This is a genomic window from Cupriavidus sp. 21MJTG02-4 (assembly GCF_057798975.1).
In genome coordinates, this window is the sequence record NZ_JBYOJP010000004.1 from 459,025 (window position 1) to 475,139 (window position 16,115).

General features: G+C 64.8%; 13 protein-coding genes and 1 pseudogene. 7 read left to right on the forward strand and 7 right to left on the reverse strand.

Annotation, left to right across the window (positions count from 1 at the left end; genetic code table 11):
- Positions 1-21 precede the first annotated feature (21 nt).
- The 6 genes from AC3FKH_RS11450 (at position 22) to AC3FKH_RS11475 (ending at position 6,949) form a co-directional block, all read left to right on the forward strand.
- Complete coding sequence (locus tag AC3FKH_RS11450; RefSeq protein WP_488675565.1) at positions 22-1,044, forward strand: ABC transporter permease subunit; 1,023 nt, start codon at positions 22-24, stop codon at positions 1,042-1,044.
- 37 nt (positions 1,045-1,081) lie between these two features.
- On the forward strand, positions 1,082-2,032 hold the full coding sequence (locus tag AC3FKH_RS11455) for an ABC transporter substrate-binding protein (RefSeq protein ID WP_488675648.1): 951 nt from the start codon (positions 1,082-1,084) through the stop codon (positions 2,030-2,032).
- Between the two features lie 46 nt (positions 2,033-2,078).
- A complete protein-coding gene (gene zwf / locus AC3FKH_RS11460) occupies positions 2,079-3,560 on the forward strand; it encodes a glucose-6-phosphate dehydrogenase (RefSeq protein WP_488675567.1) in 1,482 nt (493 codons plus the stop codon).
- Positions 3,561-3,612: 52 nt separating this feature from the next.
- Positions 3,613-5,289, forward strand: a complete 1,677-nt coding sequence (gene pgi, locus AC3FKH_RS11465; RefSeq protein WP_488675569.1) for a glucose-6-phosphate isomerase — start codon at positions 3,613-3,615, stop codon at positions 5,287-5,289.
- Entirely contained in the window at positions 5,276-5,971 is a 696-nt protein-coding gene (gene pgl, locus AC3FKH_RS11470; protein ID WP_488675571.1) for a 6-phosphogluconolactonase, read from the forward strand. The genes pgi and pgl overlap by 14 nt, the downstream gene beginning before the upstream one ends.
- A 69-nt stretch (positions 5,972-6,040) precedes the next feature.
- Positions 6,041-6,949, forward strand: a complete 909-nt coding sequence (locus AC3FKH_RS11475; protein WP_488675573.1) for a carbohydrate kinase family protein — start codon at positions 6,041-6,043, stop codon at positions 6,947-6,949.
- Positions 6,950-7,006: 57 nt separating this feature from the next.
- Here the strand turns inward: AC3FKH_RS11475 and AC3FKH_RS11480 are convergent, their stop codons facing one another.
- From AC3FKH_RS11480 to AC3FKH_RS11505, 6 genes and pseudogenes are all read right to left on the reverse strand, one after another.
- Positions 7,007-8,155 carry a branched-chain amino acid ABC transporter substrate-binding protein gene (locus AC3FKH_RS11480; protein ID WP_488675575.1) on the reverse strand — a complete coding sequence of 383 codons (1,149 nt, stop codon included), beginning with the start codon at positions 8,153-8,155 and terminating at the stop codon, positions 7,007-7,009.
- A gap of 395 nt (positions 8,156-8,550) precedes the next feature.
- Positions 8,551-9,441 carry an HpcH/HpaI aldolase/citrate lyase family protein gene (locus AC3FKH_RS11485; protein WP_488675576.1) on the reverse strand — a complete coding sequence of 297 codons (891 nt, stop codon included), beginning with the start codon at positions 9,439-9,441 and terminating at the stop codon, positions 8,551-8,553.
- A 63-nt stretch (positions 9,442-9,504) separates the two neighbouring features.
- On the reverse strand, positions 9,505-10,656 hold the full coding sequence (gene gcvT, locus AC3FKH_RS11490) for a glycine cleavage system aminomethyltransferase GcvT (RefSeq protein WP_488675577.1): 1,152 nt from the start codon (positions 10,654-10,656) through the stop codon (positions 9,505-9,507).
- 84 nt (positions 10,657-10,740) lie between these two features.
- Positions 10,741-11,691, reverse strand: a complete 951-nt coding sequence (locus tag AC3FKH_RS11495) for a GlxA family transcriptional regulator (RefSeq protein ID WP_488675649.1) — start codon at positions 11,689-11,691, stop codon at positions 10,741-10,743.
- Between the two features lie 77 nt (positions 11,692-11,768).
- Positions 11,769-12,665 carry a choline ABC transporter permease subunit gene (gene choW / locus AC3FKH_RS11500; RefSeq protein ID WP_488675578.1) on the reverse strand — a complete coding sequence of 299 codons (897 nt, stop codon included), beginning with the start codon at positions 12,663-12,665 and terminating at the stop codon, positions 11,769-11,771.
- Positions 12,658-13,821 (reverse strand): annotated as a pseudogene (locus tag AC3FKH_RS11505) (quaternary amine ABC transporter ATP-binding protein); the annotation flags it as partial. The pseudogene AC3FKH_RS11505 and the gene choW, both read right to left, overlap by 8 nt.
- 466 nt (positions 13,822-14,287) lie before the next feature.
- Between AC3FKH_RS11505 and purU the strand changes: the two are divergent.
- Positions 14,288-15,160 (forward strand): formyltetrahydrofolate deformylase, encoded by an 873-nt coding sequence (gene purU / locus AC3FKH_RS11510; RefSeq protein ID WP_488675580.1) that lies wholly within the window; start codon positions 14,288-14,290, stop codon positions 15,158-15,160.
- Positions 15,161-15,235: 75 nt separating this feature from the next.
- Here purU and AC3FKH_RS11515 read toward each other — a convergent pair whose 3' ends face one another.
- The gene (locus tag AC3FKH_RS11515) at positions 15,236-16,099 is read right to left on the reverse strand and encodes a glycine betaine ABC transporter substrate-binding protein (RefSeq protein ID WP_488675651.1); all 864 of its coding nucleotides are present in this window, start codon (positions 16,097-16,099) and stop codon (positions 15,236-15,238) included.
- Positions 16,100-16,115 lie beyond the last annotated feature (16 nt).

The following is a 16,115-nucleotide window of genomic DNA, read 5'->3' on the forward strand; positions in this document are numbered from 1 at the left end:
GCCACAGATTCAGGAGACACCATGCGCAATTCGATCCACCCGACGCCACACGCCGTTTCCTCGCACGGCACGGCGCACACGCCCGCCGGCCGCCGCGGCGCCACCACACAGGAGCGCCTGCGGGCACTGGGCATGCTGCCCGTGCTGGTACTGCTGTGCGCCGGTTTCACGCTGCTGACCGACAACTTCGCCAGCCTGCAGAACCTGTCGATCATCGCGCAGCAGGCGTCGATCAACCTGGTGCTGGCGGCCGGCATGACCTTCGTCATCCTGACCGGTGGCATCGACCTGTCGGTCGGGTCCATCCTCTCGATCTCGGCCGTGGCGGCGATGCTGACTTCGCTGACGCCCGAACTGTCCGCGCTCAGCGTGCCCGCCGCCCTGCTGTGCGGCCTGCTGTTCGGGCTGGTCAATGGCGCGCTGATCGCCTTCATGAAGCTGCCGCCCTTCATCGTCACGCTCGGCAGCCTGACCGCGGTGCGCGGGCTGGCGCGGCTGGCCGGACATGACAGCACCGTCTACAACCCTGACATCGGCTTTGCCTTCATCGGCAACGGCGACGTGCTGGGCGTGCCCTGGCTGGTGATCATCGCCTGTGCCGTGATCGCGGTGTCCTGGGTCGTGCTGCGCCGGACCGTGCTGGGGCTGCAGATCTACGCCGTGGGCGGCAACGCCGAGGCGGCGCGGTTGTCGGGCATCAAGGTGTGGGGGGTGCTGCTGTTCGTCTATGCCGTGTCCGGCCTGCTGGCAGGGCTTGGCGGCGTGATGTCCGCCTCGCGCCTGTACGCGGCCAACGGCCTGCAGCTCGGGCAATCCTATGAGCTCGATGCGATCGCCGCGGTGATCCTGGGCGGCACCAGCTTTGTCGGCGGCGTCGGCTCCATCGGCGGCACCCTGATCGGCGCGCTGATTATCGCGGCACTCTCCAACGGCCTGGTGCTGCTGGGCGTGTCGGATATCTGGCAGTACATCATCAAGGGCCTGGTCATCATCGGCGCGGTCGCGCTGGACCGCTATCGCCAGAAGGGCTCGGCCCGCACCTGAGCACACGCAGGAGACAGAAGTGATCAAGCAATTCCTGATGGCAGTCGCGCTCGGCGCATGTTGCATTGCCGGTGCGACGGCACAAGCCCCGGCTGCCGAGCCATCCACGGCCGCTGCGCCGCGGCAGTTGAAGAAGGTGGGCGTCACGCTGGGCTCCCTCGGCAATCCATACTTCGTGGCGCTGGCCCACGGCGCCGAAGCCGCCGCGAAGCAGGTCAACCCGCAGGCCAAGGTCACCGTGCTGTCGGCCGACTATGACCTGAACAAGCAGTTCTCGCATATCGACAGCTTTATCGTCGCCGGCGTGGATCTGATCCTGATCAACGCCGCCGACGCGCGCGCCATCGAACCGGCCGTGCGCAAGGCGAAGAAGGCGGGCATCGTGGTGGTGGCGGTGGACGTGGCCGCAGCCGGTGCGGACGCCACCGTGCAGACCGACAACCTCCAGGCCGGCGAGCTGGCCTGCGGTTTCCTTGCCGAACGACTCAACGGCCACGGCAACCTCATCATCCAGAACGGGCCGCCGGTGTCAGCCGTGCTGGACCGCGTCAGGGGCTGCAAGGCGGTGCTGGCGAAACACCCGGACATCCGCATCCTGTCCGACGACCAGGACGCCAAGGGATCGCGCGAAGGCGGGCTCAACGTGATGCAGCTCTACCTGACGCGCTTTCCCAAGGTGGATGCCGTCTTCACCATCAATGACCCGCAGGCGGTCGGCGCCGACCTGGCCGCCCGCCAGCTCAACCGGCGCGGCATCCTGATCGCATCGGTGGACGGCGCGCCCGACATCGAGGCGGCGCTGAAGGCCGACACGCTGGTGCAGGCCTCGGCCAGCCAGGACCCATGGGCCATTGCCCGCACCGCGGTGCAGCTCGGCGTCGGCATGATGAACGGCCAGCGGCCCGCCAGGCCGGTGGTGCTGTTGCCCTCCACCCTGGTCACGCGCGCCAATGTCCGCGACTACAAGGGCTGGGCGGCGCCGAGATAGCGCCCCGGCCAAACCCGAACCCCTTTCAGACCTTCCAGGCGACATGATGGATAGCACCAAAACCGGCGCGCAGGCCCCGGATTTCGATTTCGTACTGTTCGGCGCCACCGGCGACCTGGCCCGCCGCAAGCTCCTGCCCGCGCTGTTCGACGCGCATGCGGCCGGCGCGCTGCATCCGCAAGGCCGCATTCTCGCGCTGGGCAGCCAGCCGCTGGCCCACGAGGCCTATCTTGCCATGCTCAACGACGAGGTACTGCCCGCGTTGGCGGGCAACGCCGTGGCCTCGTCGTGGCCGGCCTTCCTGGAACGCATCGTTTACCTGCAGGTCGACGCCAACACCGAGCCGGGCTTCGATGCACTGGCCGAGCTGGTGAATGCCCGTGCCGCACAAGTGGTGGTGTGCTACCTGGCCACCGCGCCACACCTCTTTGTCAGGATCTGCGAGCAGCTGGCGCGCGTCGGGCTCACCGGCCAACGCAGCCGCATCGTGCTCGAAAAACCGCTGGGCCATGACCTCGAGTCGTCCGAGGCGATCAATGCGGCGGTGGCGAAGTTCTTTGCCGAGGACCAGATCTATCGCATCGACCATTACCTGGGCAAGGAATCCGTGCAGAACCTGATGGCGGTGCGCTTCGGCAACGTCCTGTTCGAGCCGCTATGGCGGCGCGAGTGGGTCAAGGAAGTGCAGATCACCATCGCCGAGGAGCTGGGCGTGGAGCGGCGCGGCAACTTCTACGACGGCATCGGCGCGATGCGTGACATGGTGCAGAACCACCTGCTCCAGTTGCTGTGCATGGTGGCCATGGAGCCGCCTGCCAGCCTGTCCGAAGACGCGATCCGCGACGAGAAGCTGAAGATCCTCAAGGCGCTCAGGCCGATCCGGCCCGAGGACGTGGCCGAGAAGGTCGTGCGTGGCCAGTACTGCCGCGGTGCTGCCGGGGGCAACCCGGTGCCTGGCTATGTCAGCGAGCCGGGTATCCCGCCCGAGAGCCGGACCGAAACCTTCGTCGCCATCAAGGCGGAGATCGCCAACTGGCGCTGGGCCGGCGTGCCCTTCTACCTGCGCACGGGCAAGCGCATGCAGTCGCGCGTGGCGGAGATCGTCATCCACTTCCACGATGTGCCCTGCGCGCTGTTCGCGCGCCCGCTGGGCACGCCGGCGGGGAACCGGCTGGTCATCACGCTGCAGCCGGAAGAGAGCATCCGGCTCTATTTCCTGGCCAAGCAGCCCGGTGACACGCAAGCGCTGGTGCCGGCTTCGCTGGACCTGCAACGCCCGGGGGCGGGTCCGCGCGTACGCCGCATGGGCGCGTACGAGCGCCTGCTGCTGGATGTCATCCGCGGCAGGCTGGGCTTGTTCGTGCGCAGAGATGAACAGGCCCAGGCCTGGCGCTGGGTCGCTCCCATTCTCAGGACATGGGAGAACACCAACGCCCCTCCCAAGCTGTACACCGCCGGCACCTGGGGACCGGCGTCATCCAGCGCCCTGCTGTCGCGCGACGGCATGGCCTGGCATGAAGAGATGTAGTACGAATTCCCGTTCATCGCCTATCCCGATTCCCGCACTGGAGCAGCCCCCGATGTCGACGTCCCTCCCCGCCTGGCAGGCCCTGCGTGAACATGCTGCCAGCATTCGTCATGCCCATATGCGCGACTGGTTTGCAGGCCCGCACGGCCAGGTCCGCTCCGAACGCATGGCGGCTGAGGCCTGTGGCCTGACCCTTGACTACGCCAAGAACCGCGTCACCGAAGAGACCCTGGCCCTGCTGTTCGAGCTGGCCCGCGAGGCGCGCGCGTGCGAGCGGCGCGATGCCATGTTTGCCGGCGAGCCGGTCAACACCACCGAGCGCCGCGCCGCACTCCACATGGCGCTGCGTGCCCGCCCCGGCGATGGCTACCGGGCACTCGGCGTGCCGGTAGAACCCGATGTGTCGGCGGTACTCGCGCAGATGGAACGCTTCGCGCAGCAAGTGCGCAGCGGCGCATGGACAGGCTTTGACGGCCGCGCCATCACGGATGTGGTCAACATCGGCATCGGCGGTTCCGACCTTGGGCCGCGCATGGTGTGCCGCGCCCTGGTGCAGGATGAGGAAGCCGCGCCGCGCATGCATTTCGTCGCCAATGTGGACGGCTGCGAGCTGGCCCGCAAGCTGGCACGCTTGCAGCCGGCCACCACGCTGGTGATCGTCTGTTCCAAGACTTTCACTACGCTGGAAACCATGGCCAACGCGTGCACCGCGCGCGACTGGTTCCTGCGCCACGGGGCCTCGCAGGCGGACCTGGCTCGCCACTTCGTGGCCGTGTCGACCAACCGCGACGCCGTGGCGGCGTTCGGCATCGACCCGGTCAACATGTTCCCGTTCTGGGACTGGGTCGGCGGGCGCTTCTCATTGTGGTCGGCCGTCGGGCTGTCGATCGCCGTGGCGATCGGCTTTGACCGGTTCCGTCTGCTGCTTGACGGCGCACGGGCCATGGACCGGCATTTCGCCAGTGCGCCGCCCGAACAGAACCTGCCGATGATTCTCGGCCTGCTCGATGTCTGGTACCGCAGCTTCCTGGGCGCAGGCAGCCGCTGCGTAGCGCCCTATTGCGAGCCGATGGAATTGCTCCCGGCCTTCCTGCAGCAACTGGAGATGGAAAGCAACGGCAAGTCGGTGCAGCACGACGGCGCGGCGCTGCAGGCCGGCTCCGCCGCAGTGGTATGGGGCACTACCGGTACCAACGGCCAGCATGCCTATTTCCAGATGGTGCACCAGGGCTCGCAGCTGGTACCGGTGGACTTCATCGCCTGCCTGCAGCCGCACAGTGACTTGCCCGGCCACCATACCAAGCTGCTGGCCAACTGCTTTGCGCAGGGCGAAGCCCTGTTGCGCGGTCGCACCGCCGACGAGGTGCGCGCCGAAGGGCAGCTTGACGAGAGCCTGGTGCCGCATCTTGTGTTCGAAGGGAACCGTCCCAGCAACACGCTGCTGCTGCAGCAACTCGATGCCTTCCACCTGGGCGCCTTGCTCGCCCTGTGCGAGCACCGCACGTTCGTGCAGGGCATCCTTTGGAACATCAACTCCTTCGATCAATGGGGCGTGGAACTCGGCAAGAAACTGGCCGGCCCCATCGAGCGCGAACTGGAAGGCGCGCCGCCGCAGCCGCATGACGCCTCGACCGCCGCGCTGATCCGCCGCGTGCGACGCCAGAACCACAGCGCCACACCGCATCACGCCATGACAGGGACTTGCAGGGGGAGCCATGCGCCTGATTGAACCCGAGGATGCCGCCGCCCACGTCGAAGCCATGGCGCAAGCCGTGGCCGGCGAACTGGAACGTACCTTGTCCGAAAAAGGCCAGGCTTGCCTGGCGGTCTCCGGCGGTCGTTCGCCGCTGCCGCTGTTCGAGGCCCTCCGGCAGCGCGTCCTGCCCTGGGATCGAGTCAGCGTGATGCTGGTCGACGAGCGCTTGGTGCCCCTCGGCCACGCCGACAGCAACGCGCGCCTGGTGTGCGACCGGCTGCTGCGCCAGGCCGCGTCGCGCGCATCGTTCCAGCCGCCGGTCCCGCCGTTCTGCACGGAAATTGACCAGATCGACGCCGCGGAGGTCGTGGCCGAGCTGAACCGAACCTATCGCCAGCCCGATCTCGTCATCCTCGGCATGGGCGAAGACGGCCATACTGCGTCGCTGTTCCCCGATGCGCCGGAGCTGCACGAGGGCCTGTCCCTGAACGGGCCGCCGGGCTACCTGGCGCTGAGCCCTCGCGCCGCACCGCATCGTCGCGTCAGCCTGAACCTGAGTGCCCTGCTGCGCGCGAGCCGGGTCTTGCTGGGCTTCCGCGGACCGTGGAAGAAGCAGGTATTCGATGCCGCCACGCTGGAACCCACGCCGATGCTGCCGGTCAGCTACTTGCTGCATCAGCAAAGCACGCCGGTGGACGTCTACTGGACACAGTAGTCCGGCCGCGAGCCTTCTCCCTGTCAACCCAGGCGCGCAGTGCGCGTAACCACAGATACAGGATCATCGATGTCCAAGCCCTTGCCCCGCTATGTCGTCTTCGGCGAAGCCCTCACCGACATGGTTCGCCAGGCCGACGGAAGCTGGCTCGGCCTGCCCGGCGGGTCCTGCTGGAACGTGGCGCGCGTAGGCGCGCGCCTGGGCATCGACACGGCCTTTGCCGGCGCTGTCGGCCGGGACCTGTTCGGCGACGAATTGGCCCAGGCCAGCGAGCAGGCCGGCCTGGACATGCGCTTCCTGCAACGCGTCGATCGCTCGCCCTTCCTGGCCTTTGTCGCTTCGCGCCATCCCCCGCAGTACTTCTTCGTGGGTGACGACAGTGCCGACCTGCATTTCGAGCCGTCCCGGCTGCCGCAGGGCTGGCGTCAGGCGGCGCAAGTCGTTCACTTTGGCTCCATCAGCCTGGCACGTCAGCCGCTGGCCGCATGCCTGTGCCAGGAAGCCACGCACGCAGCCGGTGCCGGCAAGCGCATTGCCTTCGACCCAAACTACCGCAAACTGATGAACGCGCCGGGCTATGGCGAAGCGCTTGCACACATGCTCGGGCTGGCGTCCTACATCAAGATCTCGGATGAAGACCTGGCGGGCCTCTTTCCGGCACTGGCCCTGGAGGCAGCGCTCGCGCAGGTGCGGGCCATGGCACCGGACGCCGCCATCATGCTCACGCGCGGCGCCGACGGCCTGACCCTGCTCCAGTCCGACAGCGTGGTGGAGCAGCCAGCGTTCCAGGTGAATGTTGCGGATACCGTAGGTTGCGGGGATGCCGCGATGGGCGGGTGGATAGCCGCGGTGCTGGCCGAACCACGGCCGGACCTTGCGGCGCAGGCGCGCATGGCCGCTGCCGCCGCGGCAGTGGCTGCCGGCCATGCGGGCGCATACGCCCCCTTGCGGCAAGAATTGGACAGCCTGGCCGGCTGAACGTCTCCTCCACCTGCTGAGGCGGCCTGGCTCAATCACGCCGGCCCGCAAACTCCGTCATTCGGCCCCAATGGTCGTTACCGGAAACCAACGGCCACCCTTTACCTGATAGAGCGTCGAGGTAGGATTCTTCAGGTCGCCATTGGTATCGAAGGCAATTTTCCCCGTGATGCCGTCGTATTGCATGACCCGTAGCGCGGGCACGAATTCGCCCGGCTTCGCGGAGTTGGCCTGCCTGATCGCATGGATCGCCACCCACGTGGCGTCATACGCAAAGGGCGCATAGATCAGGCTGTCAGTACCAAAGCGCTTCCTGAACTTCAGCATGAAGGCCTTGCCTTGCGGCAGCGTATCGACAGGACGCCCGTACTCCCAGGCCATCGCACCTTCCGCAGCGGGACCTGCAATATTCAGGAAAATACTGTCGGCGATGCCACCGCTGCCGACGAACCGGGTTCGCATGCCGAGCTCCTTCATCCGTTTCGCGATGAGCGCCGCCTGGTTGTCCAGGCCAGCGAAGAACAGCAGGTCGGCGTTGGCAGCCCGGATGTTCGTCAGTTGCGCGCTGAACTCGACCGCCTTGTCGCTGGTGTACTCAGCGATCGCGATTTTTCCGCCGGCGCTCGTCACGGCCTTCTTGAACTCGTCCACGGCCCCCTGGCCAAACGCGGTTCGGTCGTCCATCACGGCAATCCGCTGCGCCTTCATGACATTGACCGCGTACTTTCCCGCCGTACCGGAGTTTTGGGTGTCCGTCGCAATGATGCGGAACACCGTCTTCGGGCCTTGATGCGTAATGGCCGGATTGGTCGCCGCAGGATGGATCATCGGTATGCCTGCGCTGGCGAAGACCCGTGCGGATGGAATGGCAACACCCGAGTTGTAGTACCCCACAACGACGGCCACACCATCGTCGACCAGCTTCTGGGCGACCTGGACGCCTATGCGGGGGTCGCTTTGGTCGTCAACCGAATGAAGTTCGAAGCGGGCCTCCCGGCCATCCAGCTTGATGTGCTGCGCGTTGGCCTCTTCCAAAGCGAGACGAACACCATTCTCGATATCCTTGCCATTGGCGGCATTGATCCCCGTTAGAGGACTGGACACACCGATTCCGACGACCATCTCTCCATATGACTGGCTCCAGGTGAAGGACAGCAACACAGCGATCAGGCCGGCAACGTACAGCCGTCGAGGAAAGTGGATCATCAGTCAACTCCGTCGACTCGGGGAATCGGCGCGGCGCTGTCACCGTCCCGCCCCTCTACCCCGATTCTAATGGCGCCGCCTTGAGGGGCGCACCTCTTTCCTGTGCTGGCGCAGCCTGGGCAAGTCAGCGTTGCAGCGACGTCTCGCCGAAGCTAGAGACAGGCTAATCCGTCAGGCACGCATGGACGACAGCCGCTATCGACGCAATCAGCATCATCGGAACCGAGATCTGATCCGGCAAGAAGTAGGCAACGGCAAGGCATGCCATGAAAAGAATCGTGACGGGCATTTCCTTCGTCCTCATTGGCTTTCGTCCTTTCCTGTCGCGAGACCCTCGTCGGCAAAGCCGCCTGGTCCTCGGCAGCCACATGTCTCGCCGACCTGACCCGCAAGCATCAACTCTCGTCGATATGGCACAAGATGCGATGGGCGAGCCGCAGGTGGGGCCGATCAATCATGGAATTTCCCAGCCTGGCCACACCCGAGGCCCCCACGCCCGAGAACGACTCGACCACCTGTCTGGCCCAGCGTACTTCCTCTTCCTGCGGGACAAAGGCCTGGTTGATGGCATCAATGTGCGCCGGGTGCGCCGCGGCCTTGGCCGAGAATCCGTCGCGCTTGGCCTGGGCAGACTCTTCTCTGATGTTCGCCGGGTCAGTCAGCCTCGTACTGACCGCATCGATGGCGTCGATCCCCGCCTGGGCGGCCGCCAGCAGGCACATGGTACGGGCCACGGAAAACGGCGCAGTCAGTTCCTTGCCTGCATGCGAGGAGAATGCGCCGAGGTCCGCGGCGAGGTCATCCACCCCCCACATCAGCGCGCGTAGCCGCATGGGTGCGTTGCGATACGACGATAATCCGAATACGCCTTCGGACGACTCGGTGGCCATCGCAATGATGGAGACTTCCCACCTGCCGTCCAACAGCGCGCATTCGAAGGCTGCGAGGAAATCGCAAAGGCGGTGCACATCATCGACACTCCGGCACTTCGGCAGCACGATTGCGTTGGGCCGGTACGGGATCACGGCGGCCAGGTCGCGCAGGATATGGCCGGACCCCAGTCCGTTGACACGCACCAGCAAGGCCGGCTGCATCGAGGCGCGATGCCGCTCCAGAAAGGCCACCAGCTTGCGCCGTGCATCGTCCTTCCCCGACTCGGGGATGGCATCTTCCAGATCGAACACCAGCCCGTCCGCTGCTGACTTTAGCGCGGACGCAAGCTTCCGGTCACTATCCGCGGGGACGAAAAGCAGTGAGCGCAAGCGCTGTGGCAAGGTGTCATGCATAAGCGTTCCGGTGTTCTTGTCAGCCGAGGCGATAGCGCCGGCAGACTGTTGTTGACGCCCGCCCTAATGCTGCGGCACGGAGCTTCCGTCCCGTACGAAAGGTGGACGAACGACCTTGGCAGGGATTCTCTTGCCGTAGACCTCGACATCGACATACGAGCCGAACTGGATCCCTGGGTTGACGAGCGCGAAAGCGATGGCGATCCGGAGCGTCGGGCTGTAGGTTGCGCTCGTCACCTTCCCGATCACTTCTCCTCCAAGACTCAGCACCGGGCTCTGTGCGCGAGCAACGGCGGCGCTTCCCTCAAAGGACAGTCCGACGAACTGCCAGTCCTGGGGGCGAGCGCGTAGCGCTGCCTTGCCGACGAAATCGCGCTCCGGCCCAAGCTCCACAGTCCAGCCCAGGCCGACGTCAAAAGGCGAGGTGTGTGGGTCCATGTCGCGCCCATGCAAGTGCATGCCGGCTTCGAGCCGAAGGGTTTCCCATGCCTCAAGGCCCGCTGCGGAGATGCCGGCCGACCGCAGCATGTCCCATACCTGAACCGCGTGCTTTGCCAGCATCATGACTTCGAACCCATCCTCGCCGGTCTTCCCCGTCCGCGCCAGCATCAGTTCCCCCACGACAGGGTCGTGCACGATCATGGAATTGAACGGCTTCACCTTTTCAGCGGCGTGTGTGGACGGAATGGCCTGAAACACCTTCCTCCGGGCATGGGGGCCTTGCACGGCGATCATTGCCAGGGGCTCCACATCCCCCGTGACAAGATCCTGGCGGCGCGGAACCAGCGTCGCCGAACTCTTCATCGCACCGATCTGCGACTGGATCCACTGAATGTCGCGACTTGCGGCGTCCGCGTTCAGGACAATACGGAACCATTCATCGTTCAGGTAGTACACCACCAGGTCACCGATGACGCCTCCCTCTCTGTTCAGCATGCACGAATAGAGTGCCTTGCCGGGAGACTTCAACTTGCCGATGTCGTTGGCAAGAACCTTGCCGAGGAGCCTTCGCGCGTCCAACCCGTATACGTCGACCACGCCCCTGTGCGAGACGTCGAACATGGCGGCATCCGCGCGAACGGTGTGGTGCTCCTCGATCTGGGATCCGTAAGCGACTGGCAGATGCCAGCCATCCACATCAGCCATCCGGGCGCGGATGGAAAGGTGGCGCTCATACAGTGGCGTGCGCAATGCGTGCAAGGTCGTCTGGCTCATCGGCGTATCAAGGTCGGTAGTCAAGCTCGCGCGATACTGCGCGTTGGATTCTCGCCCTGGCGAGCGCTCCGTGCTCCCCGGTGCTCATCCTGTCGGTCGGCGTTCGTGACTGGGCGCATGACCGAACTGCGCGCGATACGCATTGCTGAAATGGCTCGGCGAGTGGAATCCGCAAACCGCGGTAACGCGGGCGATTGACGCGCTGGTCGTGCGCAGCAGCTCGCGGGCCCGCTTCAGGCGCAGGGTCATGTAATGGTGGGTGGGCGATACGTTCAGATAAAACCGGAACATCCGCTGGAGATGCCGCTGCGACAGCCGGACAAGCCGCGCCAGTTCATCGAGCGACAACGGTTCCTCGATATTCGCCTCCATCAGCCGTACCACCTCGACCAACTCGGCCCGCGACAGGCCGACCCGCGCATCGACCGGGATCGGCTGCGGATCCGTCGCACTGCGGATCCGCTCCAGGATGAACTGCTCGGAAACCTGCGCGGCAAGCTTCTGGCCGAACCGCAAGCCTACGAGATTCAGCATCATGTCGATCGGTGCCGTGCCGCCCGTGCACGTCAGCCGATCGCGGTCGATGACGAACAACTCGTCGGCGAACCGGACCTGCGGAAACTCGCTGTGCAAGACGGACCGGTTTTCCCAATGCACGGCGCAGCGGTAACCGTCCAGCAGATGGGCCGACATCAACGCAAAGGCGCCCGTGCAGATGCCGCCCAGCGGAAGGCCTTGCCCGGCCAGCCTGGAGAGCATCGTGCGCGTACCATCGTCCACGGCGTCGCGAATGCGAATGCCGCCGCAAACGATCATGACATCGGGCAAGCCCGAGGCATCGAGCGCGCGCGTCGGCCGTACCGCGATGCCATTGCTAGCGTGCACCGGCGCCCCTTCGGGCGAATAGATCGACCAGGTGTAATGCTGGGCGCGACCGACATAGTTCGCCATGCGCAGCACTTCGACCGCGCTCGAGAACGCGATCATCGAGAAATCGGGCAACGTCAGGAAGCCGAAATGCGCCAGCGACGACATCGAAGTGGGTGCGCTGTCGGGCAGCGCGGCGGCAACGGCGCTCACGTCAGTCTCCTGGCGAACGGAGGAGCCGGGGATCAGGCTTGCGCCGTCGCTGTCTTGGCGCAAAACAGTTGCCTGAGCCCAGAGAAAAGCGGTGCCTTGGCGGTGCCGGGTGCGCGGCCGAAGCTTTCCGTAATGCGGTCGAGAATAATGGCCAGTAGCACCACCGAGAGGCCGCTTTCGAAGCCCAGGCCGATGTCGAGCCGCTGGATGCTGGCGAGCACCTCGTTGCCCAGGCCGCCCGCCCCGACCATCGATGCGATGATGACCATTGACAGCGCCATCATGATCGTCTGGTTCACGCCCTGCATGATCGACGGCAGCGCGTTCGGGAACTGCACCTTGTACAGCAATTGCCACGGCGTGCAGCCGAACGCATAGCCCGCCTCGACGATCTCCATGTTCACCTGTCGGATTCCCAGGCTCGTCAGGCGCACGGCCGGCGGCATGGCAAAGATCACCGTGGAAAGGATGCCCGGCACGCGGCCCAGGCCGAACAGCATCGCGGCAGGAATCAGGTAAACGAACGCAGGCATGGTCTGCATCAGGTCCAGGATCGGACGCACGACGGCCGCCACCACCCTGCTCTTCGCCGCCCAGATGCCCAGCGGAACGCCAAGCAGCAGACTGATGATCGTCGACGACAGCGTGAGGCCCAGCGTGATGACAGTCTGATCCCAGAACCCGGTGGCAAAGATCACGAACAGCGACGCGGCAGTGAAGAGTGCAAAGCGCCAGCCGACCCGCCAGAGTCCAATGCCGATGAAGATCGCCATCATCAGCCACATCGGCACGGCCTGGAGGCTGCGCTCGATCAGTGCGGCGAGGCCCTCGATCGCGCGCCCGACGGTGTCGAACGTCGCCGCGTCGTGGTCGAGCAGGTAATGGACAGACTGGTCGACCCAGTGGCCGAGCGGGAGGGATTCAGACATGGTGACCTCTCAGGTGCGTGATAGCTTTGAGGATGACGGCACGGTCTACCGACCCGCAGTAGCAGCCATTGTCGTCGACGACCGGCAGCGCATTCGGGCTCGCGACGACGCGCTCGACAACGTGTTCCAGCGATGCATTGCGACGGATGCTTTCCACGGGCCGCACGCTTTCCTTTGCATCGCGCATGACGCAGCCACGGACCTTGCGCTGGGCATCCAGCACAAAGGCATAGGCGGCGTGTCCGTTCAGCGTCGCAGCAATGCTCGCCGCATCGAGCTTTGACACGACCGGCACGGCGTCTTTCTGCATCAGGTCGCCGGCGGTCAGGTAGCGGCTGGTATCGATACCGTCGAAGAACGTGCGGACGTAGTCGTCGGCCGGCTTCGCAATGATCTCCTGCGGCGTGCCAACCTGCACCAGCCGGCCGCCTTCCATGATCGCGATCCGGCTGCCGATGCGCAGTGCTTCCTCCAGATCGTGCGACACGAACATGATGGTGCGGCGATGCTCCTTCTGAAGTTGCAGCAGCACGTTCTGCATTTCCTTGCGCTTGAGGGGATCGAGCGCGGAGAACGCTTCATCCATGATCATCAGGGACGGATTGACGGCAAGCGCCCGGGCAAGGCCGACACGCTGCTGCATGCCCCCCGACAACTCGCGCGGCAGCTTCTGCGCAAACGTCGAGAGCCCCACCTGCTCGAGCACATCCATCGCTCTGCGCTCGCGCTCCTTCCTGCCGACGCCGGCGACCTCCAGCCCGAACGCGGCATTCGACAGCACCGTGCGCTGTGGCATCAGCGCGAACGACTGGAACACCATGCTCATGTCCTTGCGACGCAGCGCGATCAGTTCAGAGCGGCTCACGGCGGCTACATCGCGGCCACCGATCAACACCTTCCCGGCTGTCGGTTCGACCAGCCGGTTCACGAGGCGGATCAGCGTTGACTTGCCGGAGCCGGACAGGCCCATCAGCACGAAGATCTCGCCTTCCTTGACATCGAACGAGACGTTATGGACGCCGACCACCTGGCCGGTGCGCCTGAACACTTCGTCCTTCGTCGACCCGGCGGCGAGCATGTCCAGCGCCTGTTGCGGATTACTTCCAAATACCTTGCACAGACCTTCGACCACGACCTTGGGACTATCCATCGAAACCTTCTCCTGGTCCTGCGGGGACTCATACGTCATATGGCATGCCCGCGCCTCTTGCGTTTGAAAGGCGCTGACGGTGCATTGCTACCTCTTCCCTGGAATGCTCCGGTTAACCCGGTTCGTCGCATCGCAAACAGATATCGTGCGATCCCCTACATAGTTGCCAGAAAAGGCCGTCCCCAGCCGATGAATTCCGACAAGTGCTTGCGCAAATGCGACACCGACAATCGGCGCAACCGATTGTCTGCGCCTGCTTGCCAGCATGCGACGTCCAATCGATCGATTGCGACCCGCTGCACCAGTGCGCTCAAGGCTCAGGCGTCGCGCCCGCCAATCTTCACTGGCGCACCGATACCAGCCACGCGGCGCTTCGGTTCTATCCGGCCTGCCCATTGTCCTGCTCTACTTCGCGCATGGCACGCGCGTGCGCACAAGGCGCCCGCAGGCCACCCTCAATGAAAGGAATCCCATGGACGCCCTGCCTCGTTCGCAATCATTCATCCTCACGCTGTCGTGCCCGAGCGCCCCGGGCCAGGTGGCCGCGGTGGTCGGCCTGCTCGAGCGCCACCATTGCTATGTCGACGCGTTGACCGTCTTCGATGACGACCTGAGCAACCGCTTCTTCTTGCGCTGTGTATTCCATCCGGCGCAAGCACAAACGCTGGACGTCGACGTATTGCGGCAGGAGTTCACGCCGATTGCAGACGACTTCGGCATGCATTGGGCGATCCACGACGCGCTCGCCCGACCGAAGGTACTGATCATGGTGTCCAGGCTTGAGCATTGCCTCGCGGATCTGCTGTTCCGCTGGCGCATGGGTGAGCTGGAAATGGACATCGTCGGGATCGCCTCGAACCATCCGGACCTGGCCCCGCTTGCACAGCAGCACGACCTCCCTTTCCGGCATTTCCCGATTACGCCCGAGACCAAGGCACAGCAGGAGGCCGGGTGGCTTGACTTCTTTGAATCGAGCGGCGCAGAACTTGTGATTCTCGCGCGCTACATGCAGGTGCTGTCCGCCGAGACCAGCGCGGCCCTCGCCAATCGCGCGATCAATATCCACCACTCCTTCCTGCCCGGCTTCAAGGGCGCGAAGCCGTATCACCAGGCGCATGCGCGCGGCGTGAAGCTGATCGGCGCCACCGCGCATTTCGTCACCGACGATCTCGACGAGGGCCCCATCATCGAGCAGTCCGTCGAACGCGTCGACCACTCGTACCGGCCCGAGCGACTGCTTGCCGTCGGGCGCGACGTCGAATGCATCACGCTTTCCCGCGCCGTCAAGGCGTTCATCGAGCGGCGGGTGTTTCTCAATGGAGACCGGACCGTCGTCCTTCCGTGACCGCAAAGCAAAGCGGCCACGATCGAAATGCGATCGTGGCCGGCGTTGCTTGATCTCCTGGCTTCGCTTTATGAATCAGTGCTCGGCGTCGAGCCACGTATTCACGCGGTCCCCATTCGCTGAGATCCACGCATCGGCGGCCGCGTCCGGCTTTGTGCCGCCCTGGATCGCCAGCATCACGCTATCGATTTCGCCCGGCTTCCACTGGAACTTCTTCAGGAATGCGACAACCGGCTTTGCCTTTGTCTCCAGCCCCGGGTTCACGATGTTGTCGACATGCTCGGCATCCCCGAACACCTTCTTCGGATCCTCGAGGAAGCGCAACTTCCACTTGGCGAACATCCAGTGCGGCGCCCACCCCGTCACGATCACCGGCTTGTTCGCGTTCATCGAGCGCGCCAGTTCGGCGGTCATCGCACTGCCCGAGCTTGGCATCAGCGAATAACTGAGCCCATAAGTCTTGATGGCCTCGGCGGTCTTGCGCATGACGCCAGCGCCGGCATCGATGCCAACGATGCGCCCTTCGAACGTCGCCTTCTGTGCGTTCAGGTCGTCAATGCTCTTCGCACTCACGGATGCGGGAACGATCAGGCCAATCCTGGCCTCGGTAAAGTTCGGGCCGAGATTGACCACCTTGGTCTTAAACTGGTCCCAGTACGCGCCCTGCGTCACCGGCAGCCAGGCCGAGAGGGTCGCATCGAGATCGCCGCGTGCGACGCCCTGCCACATGACGCCCGCTGCCAGGGGCACGAGCTGCACCGGATACCCCAGCTTCTTCTCGATGATCCGCGCCGCCACGTTCGTCGTCGCGACGCTGTCATCCCACCCCTCGACGTAACCGATCTTCAAGGGCGGTTTGGAATCCCCCAGCGCAAACGCGCTCCAGGTCAACATCACCGACGCCGCGCCGGTAAACAACAGCTTTGAGAGAAGCTTCATGGCATGTCTCCATTGG

Bases quoted from the DNA above. Each gene is read 5' to 3' on its own strand.
- AC3FKH_RS11495 (WP_488675649.1), bottom strand. From the start codon at position 11,691: ATGTCGTCGCTGGCGCATTTCGGCTTCCTGACGTTGCCCGATTTCTCG.
- pgi (WP_488675569.1), top strand. From the start codon at position 3,613: ATGTCGACGTCCCTCCCCGCCTGGCAGGCCCTGCGTGAACATGCTGCC.
- purU (WP_488675580.1), top strand. From the start codon at position 14,288: ATGGACGCCCTGCCTCGTTCGCAATCATTCATCCTCACGCTGTCGTGC.
- choW (WP_488675578.1), bottom strand. From the start codon at position 12,665: ATGTCTGAATCCCTCCCGCTCGGCCACTGGGTCGACCAGTCTGTCCAT.
- AC3FKH_RS11475 (WP_488675573.1), top strand. From the start codon at position 6,041: ATGTCCAAGCCCTTGCCCCGCTATGTCGTCTTCGGCGAAGCCCTCACC.
- AC3FKH_RS11450 (WP_488675565.1), top strand. From the start codon at position 22: ATGCGCAATTCGATCCACCCGACGCCACACGCCGTTTCCTCGCACGGC.
- AC3FKH_RS11455 (WP_488675648.1), top strand. From the start codon at position 1,082: ATGGCAGTCGCGCTCGGCGCATGTTGCATTGCCGGTGCGACGGCACAA.
- zwf (WP_488675567.1), top strand. From the start codon at position 2,079: ATGGATAGCACCAAAACCGGCGCGCAGGCCCCGGATTTCGATTTCGTA.
- AC3FKH_RS11515 (WP_488675651.1), bottom strand. From the start codon at position 16,099: ATGAAGCTTCTCTCAAAGCTGTTGTTTACCGGCGCGGCGTCGGTGATG.
- AC3FKH_RS11480 (WP_488675575.1), bottom strand. From the start codon at position 8,155: ATGATCCACTTTCCTCGACGGCTGTACGTTGCCGGCCTGATCGCTGTG.
- gcvT (WP_488675577.1), bottom strand. From the start codon at position 10,656: ATGAGCCAGACGACCTTGCACGCATTGCGCACGCCACTGTATGAGCGC.
- pgl (WP_488675571.1), top strand. From the start codon at position 5,276: ATGCGCCTGATTGAACCCGAGGATGCCGCCGCCCACGTCGAAGCCATG.
- AC3FKH_RS11485 (WP_488675576.1), bottom strand. From the start codon at position 9,441: ATGCATGACACCTTGCCACAGCGCTTGCGCTCACTGCTTTTCGTCCCC.